Annotated in this window: 15 protein-coding genes; 14 read left to right on the top strand and 1 reads right to left on the bottom strand. The window is 42.7% G+C overall.

Features of this window, described 5'->3' with window-relative positions:
- Position 1: 1 nt before the first annotated feature.
- From ECA1_RS10180 to ECA1_RS10170, 4 genes are all read left to right on the top strand, one after another.
- A complete protein-coding gene (locus tag ECA1_RS10180; protein ID WP_060792402.1) occupies positions 2-3,292 on the top strand; it encodes a GH36-type glycosyl hydrolase domain-containing protein in 3,291 nt (1,096 codons plus the stop codon).
- 13 nt (positions 3,293-3,305) lie between these two features.
- A complete protein-coding gene (locus ECA1_RS10175) occupies positions 3,306-4,265 on the top strand; it encodes a LacI family DNA-binding transcriptional regulator (RefSeq protein ID WP_005227180.1) in 960 nt (319 codons plus the stop codon).
- A gap of 34 nt (positions 4,266-4,299) precedes the next feature.
- The gene (locus tag ECA1_RS17480; protein WP_016609543.1) at positions 4,300-4,464 is read left to right on the top strand and encodes a hypothetical protein; all 165 of its coding nucleotides are present in this window, start codon (positions 4,300-4,302) and stop codon (positions 4,462-4,464) included.
- A 258-nt stretch (positions 4,465-4,722) separates the two neighbouring features.
- Entirely contained in the window at positions 4,723-4,980 is a 258-nt protein-coding gene (locus ECA1_RS10170; RefSeq protein ID WP_008376271.1) for a hypothetical protein, read from the top strand.
- Between the two features lie 24 nt (positions 4,981-5,004).
- On the opposite strand, the gene ECA1_RS10165 is transcribed toward ECA1_RS10170, so the two are convergent.
- Positions 5,005-5,898, bottom strand: coding sequence for a hypothetical protein (locus ECA1_RS10165; protein WP_060792401.1), 894 nt, complete (start codon positions 5,896-5,898; stop codon positions 5,005-5,007).
- A gap of 462 nt (positions 5,899-6,360) precedes the next feature.
- Here ECA1_RS10165 and ECA1_RS10160 point away from each other — a divergent pair, with 462 nt between their 5' ends.
- The 10 genes from ECA1_RS10160 (at position 6,361) to ECA1_RS10115 (ending at position 19,199) form a co-directional block, all read left to right on the top strand.
- Complete coding sequence (locus tag ECA1_RS10160; protein ID WP_060792400.1) at positions 6,361-6,750, top strand: hypothetical protein; 390 nt, start codon at positions 6,361-6,363, stop codon at positions 6,748-6,750.
- Positions 6,751-7,777: 1,027 nt separating this feature from the next.
- Positions 7,778-12,658 (top strand): hypothetical protein, encoded by a 4,881-nt coding sequence (locus ECA1_RS10155; RefSeq protein ID WP_236596100.1) that lies wholly within the window; start codon positions 7,778-7,780, stop codon positions 12,656-12,658.
- Between the two features lie 14 nt (positions 12,659-12,672).
- Complete coding sequence (locus ECA1_RS10150; protein WP_060792399.1) at positions 12,673-13,041, top strand: LPXTG cell wall anchor domain-containing protein; 369 nt, start codon at positions 12,673-12,675, stop codon at positions 13,039-13,041.
- Positions 12,974-13,687 (top strand): WxL domain-containing protein, encoded by a 714-nt coding sequence (locus ECA1_RS10145; protein WP_016609549.1) that lies wholly within the window; start codon positions 12,974-12,976, stop codon positions 13,685-13,687. The genes ECA1_RS10150 and ECA1_RS10145 overlap by 68 nt, the downstream gene beginning before the upstream one ends.
- Positions 13,688-13,732: 45 nt before the next feature.
- Positions 13,733-14,533 (top strand): WxL domain-containing protein, encoded by an 801-nt coding sequence (locus ECA1_RS10140; RefSeq protein WP_016609550.1) that lies wholly within the window; start codon positions 13,733-13,735, stop codon positions 14,531-14,533.
- A gap of 11 nt (positions 14,534-14,544) precedes the next feature.
- Positions 14,545-15,285, top strand: coding sequence for a WxL domain-containing protein (locus ECA1_RS10135; RefSeq protein WP_060792398.1), 741 nt, complete (start codon positions 14,545-14,547; stop codon positions 15,283-15,285).
- A 67-nt stretch (positions 15,286-15,352) separates the two neighbouring features.
- On the top strand, positions 15,353-16,435 hold the full coding sequence (locus tag ECA1_RS10130) for a WxLIP family cell surface protein (RefSeq protein ID WP_060792397.1): 1,083 nt from the start codon (positions 15,353-15,355) through the stop codon (positions 16,433-16,435).
- A complete protein-coding gene (locus tag ECA1_RS10125; RefSeq protein ID WP_060792420.1) occupies positions 16,425-17,225 on the top strand; it encodes a class A sortase in 801 nt (266 codons plus the stop codon). Before ECA1_RS10130 ends, ECA1_RS10125 begins: the two co-directional genes overlap by 11 nt.
- Positions 17,226-17,269: 44 nt before the next feature.
- Complete coding sequence (locus ECA1_RS10120) at positions 17,270-17,761, top strand: hypothetical protein (protein WP_015508844.1); 492 nt, start codon at positions 17,270-17,272, stop codon at positions 17,759-17,761.
- Complete coding sequence (locus tag ECA1_RS10115; RefSeq protein ID WP_060792396.1) at positions 17,739-19,199, top strand: helix-turn-helix domain-containing protein; 1,461 nt, start codon at positions 17,739-17,741, stop codon at positions 19,197-19,199. Before ECA1_RS10120 ends, ECA1_RS10115 begins: the two co-directional genes overlap by 23 nt.
- Positions 19,200-19,360: the final 161 nt, after the last annotated feature.

Below are 19,360 nucleotides of genomic sequence, written 5' to 3'. Positions count from 1 at the left end.
TATGACGAAAAAAATAGTGATGAATAACGCAAATACGACCGTGACGTTTTTACCAAACGGTGATTTATATGAGATCCAAAGTCACGGTGTGATGATCAATCAGTTGAACGGAAATGCGCTAGATGGTAGTTTGAATCAAATCTATCTACGTCTGCGTGAGGCGGGGGAGTTGTCCTTTATTCCCTTGATCGGTTCAAATGCTAACAGTGCCTTTGCCTACTCAGACAAACAGCTGACTTGGACTGGGACGTACCAGTCCATCGATTACCGAGTTGATTTCCAATTGGCACAAGATTGCTGGTTCTGGCGGGTTCAATTGAGTGGTTCTGGGGAAGCGGAACTAGTTTACGGACAAGATCTTGGTAATGCCGCCAAAGGTGCTGTTCAATCCAATGAAGCCTATGTTTCGCAATATATCGACCATCATGTTAGCCATGATAAGGGTCGCATCGTGCTTTCTTCGCGCCAAAATCAACCACAAAATGGTCAATTTCCATTAGTGGAACAGGGCAGCTTCCAAGCCTTAAAAGGCTTCTCGACGGATGGCTATCAATTTTTCGGTCGCAGCTACAAAGAAACGAATCAACCAGCTGCACTTAGCCAAGAAACGTTAGCCAATGAAGTGTATCAATACGAATTTGCCTATACGGCACTGCAAACGCAATGGTTGACGGTAAGTGAGACGCCTACAGAAATCGTTTTTTACGCAGCGGTCAAAGCCAATCAAGCGACGGCAGTCAATGAACCGCAGTTTGCACTTGAAACGCTGAAAGAAACGTATCAAGCCTTGTCCTTTGACTCGTTGCAAGCAACGGCGCAGCCACGAAAAAACTTCGGTCGACCGCTCACAGGGCTGACATTTTCCACAGAAGAAATCAACGAGCGGTTCCCGCAGCAAGAAGCAGTGGAAATCGTTGACGAACAGCTTTATTCCTTTTTTACCCCTGACTATCACCATGTCGTGTTGAAGGAAAAAGAAGCACAGATGGAACGCTCCCATGGGCATATTTTGATGAGCGGACAAGAGTTGATCGTCGATCAACCCATTTTGAGCACGACTGTTTACATGACGGGGATGTTTAACTCCCAAATCGTATTAGGCAATACGAACATGAATAAATTGTTGAGTAATAGCCGCAACTCATTGAATCTGTTCAAACGTTCTGGTCAGCGGATCTATCTGAAAGACGGCGATCAATGGCGGATTTTAACGATGCCATCTGCTTTTGAAATGGGCTTGAATTCGGCGACGTGGTACTACAAAACAGCGGATGATGTCATTCAAGTAACGACCTTCACGAAAGCAAACGGACGCACGATCGCAACCACCATCACCAGTGAAGCAGGACGTGCCTACACCTGGGCCATCACTAATCAATTTGTGATGGGGATCGATGAAGCCGCACCGACTGCTGCTGTTACGCAAGACCAACAATTGCTCACCATCAAAGGAACAGCGGATTCACCGATTGCGGAAACTTATCCAGAATTGACGTATTATCTCCATGCAGCTCAGCCTTTTGAACTGACCGATGAAGCAATCTTCAATGTGGCCGCTGCTGATAGCACGACCGTATTGACCTTTGCAGAACAGGCGACGGTTTCCTTCGTGATCCAAGGCACACTGACTGGTGAACCCTTTGTTTCCGAAACGTTAGATCGCCAGCAAGAAGACACTGCCTATACGGCCTTTGTCGATGATTTGTTGAATCAGTTTGAATTGAAACATTCGCAGGCGGACGTTACATCCTTCAATCACTTGGCACGTTGGTACACCCACAATATGCTTGTTCATTACCTGTCTCCTCATGGTCTTGAACAGTACGGTGGTGCTGCTTGGGGGACTCGAGACGTTTCCCAAGGACCGACTGAGTATTTCTTAGCACTTAATCGTCCTGAAATGGTGGCGTCCATCATCGAGCATTTGTTTGAAAATCAATTTGCAGATGACGGCAACTGGCCACAATGGTTTATGTTTGACCGCTATGAGAAACAAAAAGCCGATGAGAGCCACGGAGATGTGATCGTCTGGCCAATGAAAGTCGTTAGTGACTATCTCGAAAAAACCAAAGATTTCGCGATTTTGGAAAAAGAACTGCCTTATACGGATCGCGGAACCTTCCTGAAAACCAAGACCAAAGCTTCGTTGTTTGATCATTTGAAAAAAGAAGTGGCGTATATCGAAGCGAACTTCTTGGAAGGAACGTACCTGTCTTGTTATGGCGATGGCGATTGGGATGACACCTTGCAGCCAAATAACAGTAAGTTGAAGAAACAAATGGCCAGCAGCTGGACCGTTGCCTTGACCTATGAAGTATTGAAAAAATTAGCCAGCCAGTTGCAGGCATTTGACCCAGAGTATGCCAAACATTTAACAGAACTGTCTAAGGGCATCAAACACGACTTTGAAAAATACATGTTAGCTGATGGCACTTTGCCAGGATTTGTCTATATGGAAGATAGCGAGCACGTGGAACTGATGGTCCATCCGACTGACAAGAAAACTGGTATCCAATACCGCTTGCTGCCGATGCAACAAAGCATGATCGGTGAGCTGTTATCTCCCGAACAAGCCGATCATCATGTGGCGATCATCAAGGAGCATTTGCAATTTCCAGATGGGGTGCGCTTGATGAATCGTCCAGCGACTTATGCGGGTGGTGTCAGCACCAATTTCAAGCGAGCAGAACAAGCAGCCAACTTTGGACGAGAAATCGGTTTGCAGTACGTTCACGCCCACATCCGCTTTACCGAAGCGATGGCGAAATTAGGTCGAGAAGAAGAGACTTGGCAAGCGCTTGGGGTCATCAATCCGATCCAGATCGCTCAACGGGTCGAAAACGCGGAGATCCGTCAAGCAAACGCGTATTTCAGCAGTTCTGATGGCGATTTCAAAACAAGGGTTGAAGCCCAAGAAAATTTTGGTAAACTTAAGGAGGCAGCAGTCGGCGTCAAAGGCGGCTGGCGCATCTATTCTAGTGGTCCAGGGATCTATATGAATCAGTTGATCAGCAATGTGTTAGGCATTCGTACCTTTGTTGATCACGTTGAACTTGATCCCGTCTTGCCAGCGGAGCTAGCAGGATTGACACTGACGTATCGACTCTTTGATCGGCCGGTCGAAATCGTCTATCATTCGGCAAGTACGCCGAAAGTATTGATCAACGGGGAAGAAATGTCCACTGAGTTTGCGGAAAATCGCTACCGTCAAGGTGCGCTTGTCCTGAAGAAAGCAGCACTTTGCGCCAAATTAAACGAAAACCAAACCAATACGATCGATATTTATCGTTAAGAAAGGAGAAGCCATGGTAGGAATCAAAGATATTGCCCAAAAAGCGGGTGTCTCCATATCCACCGTTTCGTATGCATTGAATGGCAGTCCAAAAGTGACCGAGGAAACCCGCGCGCGGATTCAAGCGATCGCAAACGAATTGAACTATGTTCCGAACATGGCTGCTCGCACACTGAAACGCAGACAAACCAACATCATCGGTGTTTATCTCGCCGATTATGCCGGAAGTTTTTATGGGGAATTGCTAGATGGCATCAAGAAAGGGCTGGAACTTTTCGGCTATGAAATGATCGTCTGCAGCGGCAAGAAGTCACACTTGTTTATTCCTGAGCGGATGGTGGACGGTGCCATCATTTTGGATTGGACGTTTCCAGCAAAGGAAATCGAGCAATACGCCCAACGAGGGCATCAAATCGTCGTGTTAGACCGTGTCTTGTCTCATGAAAACATCCATCAAGTCTTGTTAGACAATAAAGGAGGGGCTGCGCTGGCGATCGATCGCTTGATCGCTGGACAAAGCCAAAAAGTCTTCCTCTTAGCAGGGCCAGAAAAAGGCTACGACAGTCGGGAGCGCTTGGAAGCCAGTACGAAAGAATTGACGCGCTTTGGTATTCCTTATGAAGTCATTCCTGGTGACTTCACGGAACCTTCTGGTTATCGAGCGGCAAAACAGCTCTTAGCAAATGATCCCCAGTTTCCCATTGATATCTTTGCCTTCAATGATGAAATGGCGATCGGGGTCTACAAATATGTCCGCGAGACCGACTATCGCATCGGAAAAGAGATCCGCATCATCGGGTTTGATAACACGGAATTAGGCGCTTTTGTGCAGCCGCGCTTAGCGACGATCTCCTATTCGAAACATCGATGGGGCATGGTGGCAGCTGAGAAAATCGTACAATCGATCCAAGGGGAACCAGTGGCGGACGAGCATATTTATACCACTTTTGTGGATGGCGGATCATTTATTTAATTGATCCATTAAAGGAAAAATAGTTGAAAAAGGAATGGTGAAATGGGGAGGATTTTATCTTACAGAACATACCAAAGCAATTGATGGAGAAAGAACTATTGAAAGAAGTAAACCAATTCAAAAGTTCCAGATGGATGTTAATGAGATCGCCGAAACTTTAAATCAGGCAACACTCAAGAACAAATCAGTAGCTATCTAAATTGAAGCGCATGATCGAGATGGGAATTACTTTCCTGATATAGTTGGCCATATTTAGGGGACATGATGAACTAGAAATATATGCTGGTGGTAATAAGGTTGGCTATGATAAAATTAGGAATATTAAAATAGCTAACATAACCAAGTGGTCGGACAAAAGTAACCTCTTATAAAAAGTACTCACAAATTATTAAATTATATTAGCGATAATTATTTAAAGCTAGCTTTCTGATATAATAGTTTGTAAAGGAGTGCTAAGATGATCAACTTTTTAAAAGGTTTAAAAATAAGAATCCTATATATATATTCAATGATTTCGCTACTTATAGGTGTCTATTTAAGTGTAAATTGGATTCCTGTAAGCGTTGAAGGACTAAGCAAATCCCAAAAACAGGAGCTTTTAAGAGAAGGATCAATCAACTGGGAACTTGGTGTAGTTTTTAAGGTATTAGCCCTGATACTTTTCTTGGGTGCACTAGTAAAATCCATTATATATATCTTAAACAAAAAGAGATAAGCGTAAAGCTCATCTCTTTTTATACTATCTAGAAACTTCGTGGATCACTTCGATTTTATAAGGAATGATAAAGCCTGCTCTTTGCATTGCATAACAATAATTGTTTCCAAATCCCACCTCGAAGTTGCCATCATAACCATTTAGCTCCCATTTGAAATCAAATATATCCGTAACCTTTACTTGAGTCCAATAATTTCCATTGGCTTGTTTCTTATAAGTTACTGTGTAACTAACTCCACGTAATGCTGTGTGAAGTTGGCCGCTTAGAAATGTATAACTTCCTGAGAAAGAACCAGATTTTTTACCTGTAGAAAATGCTTCTTTTTTAAGTCTAGAATAATAAGCGGTCATTAACTCCTCGCCGTCTACAGTCTTTGCCCAGCTATCGTTTTTATTAACATATGTCGAAGGTTTCCATGTTGGATTCCAATAGTAATTCTCAGCAGAAATAATGGCGTGCTTCATATAAGCAGCAGTCTGATTGTGACCTTTTTTCTTAACCATTGATATACCTTTATTGTATGCAGCAATTGCAGCCGCATAAACTGGATTTGCAGGAGTTACCGAGGATCTAGCACCTATCTTAGACTTTGGTTCAACATAAAAAGGATCAACTGATTCGGCAACGTCCGCTTTATACTCTTCCAACAATGCATCTTGTTCGGCATCATAGGAATTTAAAACTGTTAAACTCTCATTTAAAGATGCGTTGAACTCTTCAGCACTATCAGAATCTTCAAACATTCTAATTACACCATCAATATAATCTCTATTAGACTCTTCATTGGATATTGCCTCATTAATTAATGATTGATTAGTTTCATCTATCTCAAAACCATTCTCATCTGCATAACCATTTATTTGACCAAAACTTAAAACTGATATACCAAAAACTACACTAATTAAAAGCTTCTTCATTGTTTTAATCTCCTTTTTCATTATTATTTTACTAAAAAATTTAATATATCATACTATAATATATAAAAAATATTTTAAGTTATATTTATAACCTAACAATTTTGTAATATGTAGGAAAGGATGAAAATTTAACAAAGTTGAATACAATAATATGCAAGTAAATCTTCGTTCTTTGCGGCACAAACTTGATTTTCAATGCATAATATTCGTTATACTGTATTATTAAAAAACGAATATAATAGGATATTTATGAAAAAGTATAAAAATATTAGGGTTTATCTTGTTGGTTATAATTGGATTTGTAGGGGCTATTTTCTATCTGTAGATCCAGCTAAAGACTTCTATGGTGATTGGTATGGTGTTGCTAACGAGGGGAAGGAGAGTTTTCTTTTAGAATAGATTAAGAAAAAAATAATCGATTATGGAAATGATGATTATAATTCACCTGGTTTTCTTTACACAGTGAAAAAGTCTGGAAATGGATTTTATATTGAAGTGTCTGATGATGAGCTAAAAAATATTTTTCCCGAATTAATAAACTTTAAGTATAAAAACAATATGACATTTTTCCTGAATGATGATGAAGAATCAATTGAGTACTTTGTGGCTATAGATGGTTTTTTGAATAATGTAAAACTACATAAAACATCCTTTGAAGATTCGTATAACAAAACCGAAGAGTCAACCTCACAAAGTCTAATAGCAAGTGAAACAGAAACTTCTTACAGTTCTTTGCTTAATGAAACTCATTCATCAGAAACGACATCATCAATTGATTCTCCAAAAGTATCAGATCTAAGTGAAAAAATTGATTCATTTATTGCGAATTATACGTCAATTCCACCAGATTAGATTATGGAAAAGGAACTTGATGGAATTACAATAAGAGCAACAAACTTTACTGCAACAAATGAAGCCGAGGCATCATCTATTCAGTATCATTTGCTAATGGAGAGGCAACATCTTGCAACGATGTATACGCACAAGTCATTGGAGAATAATAGCTATTTTCAATAGAGGCTAATATGCAAAAAGATAAATCTGAGCAGGATGAAACTCATTCTAGCTCAGATTTTTTTGAATATTATTTTCCTTGTTTTGTATTCATATTTGATAGAATCATTCATACCACTTATCGTCCTCTTAGTTTGTTTATTTTGTCGTGATTTAATCATATTAGAGAACGATATTTTTTTTTAATACCGAAAATGAAAATGAGGCTGAAGAATCAATTTTGACTCATCAGTCCCATAAATTATAGAGCGTTTCTTGCGGCTTTCTTTTATGGGCTTTTGTCACAGTCTCTTTTTTGCGTTATTTCAAAAATAACTTTACTTATTTTATCAAAATCAGTAATTTATAAAAAAAATAATAATTTTTATTTTGTTATTTTATATGCAATGGAATTTTTAAATAACGTTTTTTATTCATTTTTGATTATAACATTATCATTATCTACAGTCAGAAGATAGGAAGCGTTCTTTTAACTTATTATTTTAGGTCGTTAGAAAAGAGTTTTGTGCTGCTGAATTTTGTCAAATATTCTAACTTTTTATTTATTTTTCTCATTCTAATTTAATTATGAGTGTTGATTTATCCCTCGTTTTTTGTATGATTTATGAAAGAGAAAAGCAGTTTTTTGAAAAGAATCGATGATTCATCCTGATAATTTGCGCTTTTTTTCAATCGATGAGTAACAGATAGCTCTAAGATGTGGAAGTTACAAAAATCGGAATTATGAAAAATCAATTATAATCATAATTTTGAATGGAAGAAAAAAAGAATTATAATTCTCTTTCGCCAACTCGCTAAACTAAGAGTTGTAACACAGGGCGTGCACTGCGCGATACGTTTATTTTTTTAAGATAGGAGGGATAAAGTGAAACGGTTTTTAACAACTTTACTTGTTTTTCTACTAACATCAGGTCCGTGTTTTTCATATGCAATGGTAGTGGCACAAGCCGAAAGTGTTACAAAAACAAGTGAAGAACAAAGTATGTCTTCTTCTGACCCTGTCGTTTCATCGATCGACAGTCTGGAAGAGACGAACGAAACTGAAGTGCAAGCATCTAGTGAACCTGCTTCGACAGATTCGTCTACAGGAGCCACTGACACAGCTTCATCTAAAACAGAAGCTTCATCGGAAGCTGCAGAAGAAGTACAGGTGACCTTTCTGACAGACACGGAGCATCTATTTGCTACCGGGGAAACCCGCACTAAGATCAGCAAAAACAAAGGGGAAGCACTAAAAGAAAGTGAGTTGCCAGTTTTTGAAGATGATACTGCTTTTGAAGGCTGGTCGTTAGATGGCACGGTCTATACAAGTCAAGCGTTGACCGAATTGATTCTCACGGAGAACCAAACCTTGACTGCTGTTTTTAAACCGACGGTTAAGGCAAGAGCGGCGGACATCTCGTTGGCAGAGCAATCGATCAAAGAGATCATTGCAGAAGCCGATAAAACGAAAGTGATCGCTGTACCAAGCCCAGCTGGAGATGGATCAGCATATGCGGAATACACCAATAGTGCTGAAGGCATTCGTCAAGCGTTGTTTGATATGTATCAAAACGGCAATGGCCAAGAATTTGCTTTGTATGTTGGCTCGGGTGGATCGCTATCACTGCCAACGAATCTGACTTCAAAGACGATTCCAGCCACAGTCGATAATACGAACATGACTTTTTATGCGCTACAAGGAAAAGTCAGCCGCTTGATCATCACAGGGCATAGTGATGATCCCATCACAGATGCAACAACGTTGACCACTGGGAGTCGCACGGTTGCACTTGGCGCGGACATTTACTTCGGTTCTGATGTAGTGATTCGAAACCTCAACTATAGTGGTACGAGGATGTACATGAATGGGTATAGCCTTTCATTGAACGGTGGGTCCACCGGGAATGGTCTTGCGATTTATGGGGGAAGCAACAATGGCGACCTTTCGGGAAACCCAACGATCACATTGAATGCGACAGGTTCAGGAACTTGGAATATTTATGGAGGGAATCAAAACGGTGGTACATTGACCGGGAATACAGCGATTGTCGTAAATAATACAGTAGGTAATATCAGTACGATCGCTGGAGGTGCCAATATCGGTACGATTGATGGGAATACCAGTGTCACGATCAATCGTTTGAATGGGACCTTAAGTAATTATTATGGGGGCGGTGTCGGAACCACTACTTCAAATACAGCCAATGTTACTGGTAATGTCGCAACAGTCTTTCAAACAACGAACACCAATTTCCGTTTAGGAACCTACTATGGCGGTGTTCAATACGGCAACATTGGTGGAACAGTCAACAATACTCTCACAGGAGTGGGTGGTTGGACCGGCACAGGATTGAATTATTATGGTGGTTCCAGAGAAGGAAATATTGGACTGACACGAGAGCAACCGGCCATTACGAACCAAGTAGACACTAGCGCCTATTCTACAGGAGCGGCCTATTTTATTGGCGCCAATCGAACCAATGGAACGATTACTGGGAGTATTAAAAATACGATTAAAGCAGGAGACTACAATCAAGGGTCTTTCAATCGTGTCGATGGTGGAGCAGGAATGGACGTGAGTGTTACCAGTCTACAAACTGGATCCGATAGTGTGTATGACGCGATGACACCTGATGATCGTCGGGCTTACGCTGAAACCACAGCTCGCTTTAAGGTATACGGAGATATTACGACGAAAATCCTAGAAGGCTGTGTCAGTTATGGGGGAGACAACTTATCCTATACGCGGGCAGCTGGGTACGGCGGTTTTATTGATGGCAACACAACTGTTGAAGTAGGGGTATTAAATGATTCCCGAACGGTTGGTGGTCCTGGATTTGTCTATAGTTATGGAGGACGGTCCTATAAAAATGGTGTGGCCTATTCAAACAGCTTGAATTCACGTGCGAATGGTGTCGGAACGTTTGATATCGTAGGCGGAGGCGGTACCAATGGTGTACAAGCAACCAATCTTTATATTTATGGGGATACAAAAACAGTCTTAAACAATGTAGTTGCTCGTTGGACCTATGGCGGTGGCTTTTCAGGGATCATCGAAGGAAACACGTCAAACATCTTGAATGGTGGGATCGTTGATACGTTAGAAGGTGCAGGATATACCGGGAAACGTGTATTCGGTGATTCACATGCTGAAGTAAATTACGGTCAAGTTGACTGGTTTCTCAGTGGTGGTGGTTGGGGTGATGCCAAAATTACAGGGGACGTTTCAGTCACTGTTCATGATGGTATCATCAATGCCTCAATGGGTGCCTCGTATGGGTATTTTTCAGGACACACGATCAATGGTAATTCTGATAATCGAATTTACGGCGGAGATTTTTCTGGAACACCTCGGACAGGTCCAAGTGCTTTTTCCGGGGGAATCACGAATGCAGGATCGCTGATAGGGGATGCACAATTAACAATCGATTTAAGAAACTATGATGGAGAATTCAAGCTTCCTTCTGGAACGAACATCTCAGGCGGTAATCCGTTTAACAGTACAAATATCGTTGGGACCGACAGCTCCAATACGATTACATTGAACATTTACACAAAGCCGGGGTCAGATGCGCTGAATGGGGCAACGATCTATGGTGATGGCGGACGGACTGCTAGCAATACGAGAAGCGGCAAAATTTATATGAATATCCAGGCGGAAGGATCAAGTATCGGGAATTTATACACCACGTATTATTCCAATATTTCTTCCAATCAAATTTTAAGAGATGTCGAGATGCGACTTCAAGGAGCCAAAAGTATCAATGGGATCTCAGGCGGAAACGCGTCAGATAACTTTACGAACACGATCGTAGCCAACAGCAGTAATCAAGTGAAGATGAACTTTGGTGAAAATGTCGATGGGACAGCTTCTTATCAAACCGACCCGATCGCTGTGACAGGTCTGGGGATCGTCAACTTTACCGAATTGAATGTGACAAACGGCATCAAGCTGATGGCCAATGGGGGAGACATCAAAAATGGCCGTTCAGCGACTGCTGCCAATCACGCAACGACCTATCATCAGTTCGGTGACATCCATCTTTCCAAAGATACTGGTATCGGGATTTCTTCCGCAATGAATTTGATTTCAGGAGCGAAGTTAACGGTAGAAGACAAAGGGACGATCGAGTCGCCGCCGGGAACGGGGCGAATCAATCTTTCAGATTTCGCTACACCAGATACGGACAAAGATCACTTAACGTGGCTGAAAACGACGACCAATGATGCAGGTTCTCGAGTCAACAGTCAAGGAACGTGGTTTGGTGCGGTTAGTGCCTATCAAGTACTGACCATAAATCCAACTGCTGCTAATGCTGCAGCAATCACGCCAATCAATTTCAGCGGGATCGAAAAAGCGACTGGGAAAACCTTCATCGGGGACAACGATGTGACCAATGCAGCCAACGGGTACGGTATTGCAATACCAGGTTCGATCATTAACTACGAAGTCGAAACACCCGGAGTCGCGAATGGGATCGGTGCCATTAGTCACAATGTAACGGCAGTCAAAGAGAACAATACGCCGTTGACTTTGCAAGCATGGGGAACTGAGCAGGCGGGGACACAGGTGCAAAAAGGGCGTTTATTGATTCCCTACACGGTAGCGGAATTGCCAACATTGACGTTCACACCAGAAACCCAAACGTCCGGTTCATGGGTCTATGGGGGTCAAATCAAATCCAGCAAGCTGGATAGCACGGATCAGCAGTTGACGGAACAACCAGATTCAGAGCCAGTTGATTGGACGAGTCCTGATGGGGAGTATAGTTACGATATCAGTGTCCGCTACTCAAATAAGGCGGAAGTCCAAGCCCGCAATGTGATCCTTACAGAACAAGAGGCACAATCGCTGACCAAAGAACAAGCTGTGACTTATCTCGAAGCTAGTGGGCGTCCTTTCTTTAAGGATACGCTGACAGATGAGGTCTTAGCTGCGATTCAAGAACCGTTAGAAACAGCGGTCTATCGCAAACAAGCGATCACTTTTTCCGTAGGGGAAAACGATCAGAATCAGGCAGAAACTACCGTGAATCTGGTGGTGGTCAAAAATGAAAGTGTCATTTCTGACGACCGACAATTTGCCATCTATGCAAAAGATGTCCGTTTGACCTTACCGGAAGCAACGGCACTGACAGATGAAGCCGCTTTGGCAGACTATACCCAAGCAACCACGATTTTTGCAGATAATCGGGCAAATGTACCACCGACTGTCGATCCGCAAGCTTTTGCCGCGATCCAGCAAGCAACGGAAGCTGAGCTGTTGAAAAATGTGTCAACGGCTTACCATTATGAAGCAGGCAGTCAACGGGCAGAAAAAGTCGTCAATGTCGCAGTTGCCGGCGAGCTTATTTTAAGCAGTGTGCCAACAGACTTTGATTTTGGGCAGCAGAAAGTTGCCACAGAAACACAAGATTATTGGCCAACGATCACAGGCGAGCTAGCAGTGAAAGATACGAGAGGGTCCGAACGGAGTCCATGGCGCTTGACGGTCAAAGAGCAACAGCCATTAACGGATGGGACAGATCAATTAACCGATGTCTTCCGCTTTGTGACAAACGGTCAAGAACAGATGATAACCAGTGGGGAAATGATCATCGAGGAAACGGAATTGACAGAAAATGGCACATACGTCGTGAATCAGCACTGGGGCGAAAGTCAGAATGAAGGAATCAAGCTTACCGTTCCAGTCGAACAGCAAAAAGTCGGGGACTATCAAGGAACCTTGAGCTGGCAGCTAGTTTCGGCACCTGGCAACCCATAAAGGCAGGAAAATAAATGAAAAAAATCATGATCGGTATTATTGCTGGCTGTCTATTAATGTTTCCTCAGCTCGTTTCAGCAGCCGAAGCAGGTGCCTATGACAGCAATGGCATTACTTCCTTTTTCGGTGTCTATGAAGAACCAGTTGAGGAGCCAGAAGAGCCCGTAAAAGAACATCCAGGGAATAAACAAGTAAATCAAAAAGGCAACAACATTCTGCCGGCAACAGGGTCGGATCACTTTAATAGCTATCAAAGCAGTGGTCTTGTCGTTTTGTTGGCAGCAGGAATCATTTTAATCAAAAGGAGAACAAAAAATGAAAAAACTTTTCTTGACGGCAGGCATTCTATTGATGAGCACTGCTCTGTTACCAACAACCGTTAATGCCGCTGAATACACCTCAAATGGAGCAATCACTTTTGAAGCGGACCCGAATCCAACCAATCCAGTTGATCCGACCGATCCAGAAAAACCGGTGGATCCCGTCGATCCAACCGATCCAGATGGACCAAACCCTGGAACAGCTGGACCATTATCGATCGATTTTGCTTCAAGCTTTCAATTTGGCAACCAATTGATCACTTCCGAAACAAAAGATTATTACGCACAGCTGCAAGAGTTCACAGCTGGCGCTGCTGGACCAAACTATGTGCAAGTAACAGATAAACGAGGAACGCAAGAAGGCTGGTCATTGAGCGTTGTGCAAAACGGACAATTCAAAACGGCTGATGACGAAGAACTAGTCGGGGCTTCATTATCGATCGCCTCAGGTGCAGCAACTTCGGTCACCGATATGCAGTATGCACCAACGGTTACGGCAAGTCATACCTTTGTACCCGATAGTGAAATCACATTGGTCAACGCACCTGTCGGAAAAGGAATGGGCACTTGGATCTACAAGTTTGGGAACGATGCAACGGAAGGGTCAACGGCAGTAAAATTAAATGTACCAGGCAGTTCCGTAAAATTAGCGAAAGAGTATCGGACGACATTGACTTGGAATTTAAAGAATGTCCCTGAAAGCAATTAAAATCACTGATTTTCAGTAAAACAGATAAAGGAGTGTCAAATAGAAATGAAAAAAACAGCATGGGTCTTTTTAAGTCTTGCCGTATTGGCAGCAGCGAGTGCAGCAACTGAGGTTTCAGCAGCTGAAGCGGCTTCTTACACCTCAAATGGGGCGGTTGATTTTATTCCAAATACCGATCCGACGAACCCAGTCAATCCAGAAAATCCAGATCCAGAAAACCCAGTCAATCCTGTGGATCCAACCGATCCAGATGGACCAAACCCTGGAACGAATGGACCATTATCGATCGATTATGCCTCTAGCTTAGATTTTGGTGTCAATAAAATCTCCAATAAAAACGAAGTCTATTATGCACGAGCACAAGGGTATTTGAATGACGATGACACAGTTTCTACATTAAAAACTGCCAATTATGTTCAAGTAACGGATAATCGCGGTAGTAATGCTGGTTGGCGGTTGTCTGTGAAGCAAAATGGTCAATTCAAAAACGAATCGACGTTGAATCAAGAATTGACTGGTTCTGTCATTACCCTAACAAGTCCTGCCGTTAAATCAAATGCGATCGGCGTTACTGCTCCAGTGGCAGAAGCGACGATCACATTGGATGCAGCAGGTGCTGAATCAGTGGTGATGACCGCAGCAAATCAAACGGGTGCTGGAACATGGGTCAACGCTTGGGGAAGCGTTGAGACGGTCACTGAAATAGATAAGGATGGCCAAGAAGTACAAGCAGATGTTACCAAAGCAGTCGCACTTTCTGTACCCGGCAGCACACCAAAAGATGCCGTTAGCTACACGACTACACTAACTTGGGTATTATCAGATACACCAGGAACGGAAGGATAAGGAGTATAGACATGAAAAAAACACTAGCATTTCTCTCAGTATTAGGGCTAAGCTTCGCTGCTCCTGTGCTGGCACAAGCAGCGGACAGCGCAGAATACAATTCAAACGGACAGATCACTTTTGAACCAAATACAGACCCAACCAATCCAATCAGTCCAACAGACCCAGATCCAGAAAATCCGATCAAACCAGTTGACCCAACGGACCCAGATGGACCAAATCCAGGAACCAACGGACCGTTATCGATTGATTTTGCTTCAAGCCTTTACTTTGGTACGCAAAAAATCACCTCAAAAACAGAGATCTACCATGCGGAAACCCAAAAATACGTAGATTCAGCAAATGTGAATCAAGAAGGACCAAATTTTGTCCAAGTGACAGACAATCGGGGAACAGAGAGCGGTTGGACATTGAATGTTCGCCAAAATGGTCAGTTCAAAACAGCAGAAGATCAAGAATTGACCGCCGCGCAAATTCGCTTGACGAAGGGAACTGTAGTAACACCTTCCTTGTCACCAAAACCATCAAATGTGAGTTCAACGATCACATTGAATCCAAATGGTGCCCAATCCTTAGTGATGAGTGCCCAAGATGGCGAAGGGGCAGGGACCTATCTAATGAGCTGGGGCGATAGTTTAGCTGCAGCTATGGATAGCATTGAGTTGGAAGTTCCAGGCTCAACGACAAAATATGCCAGCCAATACAACACTACGTTTACTTGGTTACTGACAGACACACCAACAAACCCATAAGTACCAGCTTTCTCCTTGAACCCTTTCGTGGTTTAAGGAGAATACATAGAAAGAAGGGACATCCATCATGAAAAAAATCAACCAGCTTTTGGCGCTCCTATTCGCAAGTATTTTCTTTTTTGTACCAACGATAGGAACCGCTTCTGAATTTAACTTTGCCGTCAATCCCGTAATTCCAGAAAATCAAATCGATAAAGAAAAAACTTATTTTGACTTGAAAATGGCGCCGGGTGCGGTACAAACCGTTGAAGTTCAATTGCGTAATGACACCGATCAAGAGGTCGTCATCGCGCCAGTGATCGCTTCAGCTACCACAAACTTAAACGGAGTCGTGGAATATGGCGAAAATGACATCGAAGCGGACGAAACCTTGCCTTATGATATGGCTGATTTGATTGAAGTGGATGAAGAGATCACGATCCCCAAACAATCCCAAATCACCTTGCCCTTAAAGATCACCATGCCTTCAGAATCCTTTGAAGGGGTCATCGCAGGCGGATTGACCTTAAAAGAGACGACAGAGGAAGCCGATACTGCTGACAGTGAAGAAGAGCAAGGGTTAGCTATCAAGAATGAGTATGCCTATGTCGTTGCGATTTTACTGCGACAAAACACAACAGAAGTTTCACCGGATCTAAAACTGCTGGATGTTGGACCAGGTCAAGTCAACGCCCGAAGTACTATCAATGTCACTCTTCAAAATCCTGAAGCAGCTTACTTGAATTCATTACGCCTGATCAATGAAGTGAAGAAAAAAGGTGATAGCGACGTCATGTATTCTTCGGATACCTCACGAATGCAAATGGCACCTAATTCCAACTTCTCGTACCCAATCTCTTTAGAAGGACAACGTTTAGAAGCAGGGACCTACGTGTTGACTTCCGTTGCTTATGGTGGAAAAAGCGATGAAGGGCAATACAAAATTGAAAATGAAGAAGGCGAAGAAGAAAGCTATCTCTATAAATGGACCTTCGAAAAAGAATTTACAGTGACTGGAGAGGTCGCACGTGATCTTAATAAGAAGGATGTGACGATCGAAACAGATTACACATGGCTTTATTTCTTGATCGGCGGACTGTTGCTACTACTCGCCTTGCTGCTGCTTTTATGGTACCGACGAAAGAAAAAAAATGAAACGGATGAAGCGTGAGCACTTTGAGAAATGCTTGATCGATGGGTTGATCATCGTAGGTATTCTTTTGCTGGCACTGCCTTTTCTAAAAGAAAGCATCGTCAGTTGGCAATTACGCACCACGCAATTGACGATAGCCACGCAGCTGCCGGCAACGATCCCAGAAGAAGAAACGATCCAAATGCCAGCTCTGTCAGATGTATTGGCGCCTCAGCCGACAACGATCACTGGGTACGGCTTTGTCGCAATCGAGGCGATCGATTTCCAGCAGCCGCTGTTGGTGGGACTAACGAATCAACAGCTGCTGAGAGGCGGCGTCGTGATGTTTCCCGAACGTTCGTTGAAAAATAGCAATTTTGTCGTTTTAGGGCATCATCTTGGGAGACAAAGTTTGTTATTTGGTCAATTGCTAGAAGCACAGGTGGGGATGGAAGTATCAGTGACCTATCTCGAGGAGAGTCAACAGTATATCATCACGGATAAAAAAATCGTAGACGAGTCGGACTTGTCGGTGCTAGAGGAAGAACAGACACCAAAATTGACCTTGATCACTTGTCCTACGCCTACTCGAACAGAAGAACGGTACGTGCTGACAGCAATTCCTGCTGAGCAGGCAACTGCCGATCACCCACAAAAACCAGCGGCGACAATCAGCACGCCGAAAGCAGCAAAAGTGATGGTTGAAAAACAAGAAACGGTATGGAAACAACAATCAATGAAAAATTGGTTTCTTTTATTTGTTATTTTATTTATAATTAGTGGATGTCTGCTGGGCGCCCATAAGTTGTTGGACCGTTCAGCGTCGTAGAAACATCATCAGAAGATGCGCTGATGATAAGGAGGGTGAATAAAATGAAACGCAGATTTGGCTTTGTCATTGGTGCGTGCATGATTATCGGAATGATCGATCTTGTTACAGAACAAGTCGTTTTTGCGACCATTTATAATCCGCTGGACCCCTCAGAAGAAATCGTCCCGACGGACCCACCAGAAGAAATACCAGAAAAAGTGGAGGAACCGCCAACTGAAATGGAAGAATCCAAAGAACAACCCGCGCCTGAACCAGAAACCGTTCCGAAAAAAGAGCCGGAGCGATCCTCACTGTCAGAAAGCAGTTTTTTGGAAAAGCAAAAACATTTTGCCCAACGAGTCATGCTGGAGGATGTCTTTGCGCCGGATCGTTTGAACGTCGATCTAGCACTGCCAGGAAATAATACAGATGGTGATGGCGATGATAAGCCTTCTTATCTTGCCAGCTTGTGCTACTTATTTTCAGGAAACGTCCTTTATGGCCAAAAAAACAATGGAGGCTTGAAAACGCATGTTTGTGACATTTTTGAATAAGGCGGACAAACGAAAATTGGTGATGCTGCAATATTTGGAAAACGCAGTCGCTCTTTCGGAAACGAAGGAAACATTGATGGATCAATTGACCATGTCAGAATTTTTGATCAACAAAACCGTTCAAGAATTGAATCTTGATTTTTATGAACTCGGATTGAATGAGGAATTTGAGATCGTGACCGATGGGACGGTCATTAAACTGAATGCCTCGGGGCTGGCAACTTCCGATACACTGCTGACCTATTATTTGGATCAAGCGTTGAAATTTTCCATGTTGAAAGAATGTTTTTTTGAGCAATTGTCTTCTTTATACGAATTTGCCACCAATCACTATTTAAGCCATAATCCCGTCTATAAAGAATTTAAACAGTTCAAACTGATCTTGAAAGAATATGATATTGAAGTGACGAAAGAATTTCAGCTGGTTGGGGAGGAAAGTGAGATCAGGGAATTTATTTTTCTCTTTTTTATGAAGGAATACTATCTGAATCATTCGCCTTTTCCAAAAGAAATCCTAGAAAAAGAAAAGACCTTTGATCGTTTTAATGAAAGCACCTGGCTTAAACCAGAACAGTCTGCTCGCATGCGGATTCGCAAGAAACATTATCTAGGAATCGTTTTGGCACGGATGACGAATGGTCATTACCTGCAAAACAGCGTGGAAAATGATTTAGTCTTGCCCAAACATCTCGTGATCATTGAGGAATTGAAACGCTGGCTGCAGGAGATTTTGACGATCACCGATCAAGAAGTGCTAGAGCGTGAAGCTCGAGATATTTTGCGCTTTTTGATCGTTGAGGGCTGGCTGATCGACAACAATAGCTACATCGATCAAGAACAAACCTATATCCAACAATTAAACGAGCATTTTATTCAAGCCGTCCAACAGCAGTTTTCCTTAACCGCAGATACGTTGGCACTTCTTCATGCTGAAACGACAACGATCCATTATCAGCTCTTGTCGTTTTCCTTTAGTTCTCGCTATGAATACCAATATATGGATGTGACGTATTTTCTTGAAACCTATCCAGAATATGCTGCCTTTTGCCGTAACTATCTGGAAGAAAGCCGCAACCGGCCGATCTTATGGAACAATAAAGAGTTTTTGTTTTTCAGGTACCTGATTCTGTTGATTTCCACGATTCCGCTAAAAGAGATTTTGGTTCCCTTGTATGTCTGCGTGGACTTTTCATTTGGCGATTCCTACAATCAGATGATCCAAAAGAATATCGAAAAAATCCTCGATTTAAATGTCCAATTCCAAAGTTACCCAGATGATCATACGCATCTGATTCTTTCAAACTTACCCTTTTATGGTGCATTGGGGATCGACCATATCTTATGGCTGGCACCACCTAGACCCATCGACTGGGCCAATTTCACTGAAAAAGTCAGTGTGATTCGAAGAGAACAGTTTCAAACCAAACTGGCACAATGAGCAACCCGCCGTTTAACTATCGAAAGCAACGTCTGCCTCAAATGGAGGCAGGCGTTTTTTGTAGAAACCTGTCCTATTTAAAAAGCGCCCAGGAATCTATTGCTCTGATGAAGGTTTCGGGGAAGGTCTGTGAAAAAGGACCATTTGATAGGATTTTTTTT

This window comes from Enterococcus casseliflavus NBRC 100478, assembly GCF_001544095.1.
GTDB lineage: Bacteria > Bacillota > Bacilli > Lactobacillales > Enterococcaceae > Enterococcus_D > Enterococcus_D casseliflavus.
The sequence above is the reverse complement of the archived record's forward strand: the minus strand, read 5'-3'. Positions and strand labels throughout refer to the sequence as shown.

Excerpts from the sequence above, each read along its gene's own strand:
- ECA1_RS10180 (WP_060792402.1), top strand. The coding sequence starts at position 2 with ATGACGAAAAAAATAGTGATGAATAACGCAAATACGACCGTGACGTTT.
- ECA1_RS10175 (WP_005227180.1), top strand. The coding sequence starts at position 3,306 with ATGGTAGGAATCAAAGATATTGCCCAAAAAGCGGGTGTCTCCATATCC.
- ECA1_RS17480 (WP_016609543.1), top strand. The coding sequence starts at position 4,300 with ATGGTGAAATGGGGAGGATTTTATCTTACAGAACATACCAAAGCAATT.
- ECA1_RS10170 (WP_008376271.1), top strand. The coding sequence starts at position 4,723 with ATGATCAACTTTTTAAAAGGTTTAAAAATAAGAATCCTATATATATAT.
- ECA1_RS10165 (WP_060792401.1), bottom strand. The coding sequence starts at position 5,898 with ATGAAGAAGCTTTTAATTAGTGTAGTTTTTGGTATATCAGTTTTAAGT.
- ECA1_RS10150 (WP_060792399.1), top strand. The coding sequence starts at position 12,673 with ATGAAAAAAATCATGATCGGTATTATTGCTGGCTGTCTATTAATGTTT.
- ECA1_RS10145 (WP_016609549.1), top strand. The coding sequence starts at position 12,974 with ATGAAAAAACTTTTCTTGACGGCAGGCATTCTATTGATGAGCACTGCT.
- ECA1_RS10140 (WP_016609550.1), top strand. The coding sequence starts at position 13,733 with ATGAAAAAAACAGCATGGGTCTTTTTAAGTCTTGCCGTATTGGCAGCA.
- ECA1_RS10135 (WP_060792398.1), top strand. The coding sequence starts at position 14,545 with ATGAAAAAAACACTAGCATTTCTCTCAGTATTAGGGCTAAGCTTCGCT.
- ECA1_RS10130 (WP_060792397.1), top strand. The coding sequence starts at position 15,353 with ATGAAAAAAATCAACCAGCTTTTGGCGCTCCTATTCGCAAGTATTTTC.
- ECA1_RS10125 (WP_060792420.1), top strand. The coding sequence starts at position 16,425 with ATGAAGCGTGAGCACTTTGAGAAATGCTTGATCGATGGGTTGATCATC.
- ECA1_RS10120 (WP_015508844.1), top strand. The coding sequence starts at position 17,270 with ATGAAACGCAGATTTGGCTTTGTCATTGGTGCGTGCATGATTATCGGA.
- ECA1_RS10115 (WP_060792396.1), top strand. The coding sequence starts at position 17,739 with ATGTTTGTGACATTTTTGAATAAGGCGGACAAACGAAAATTGGTGATG.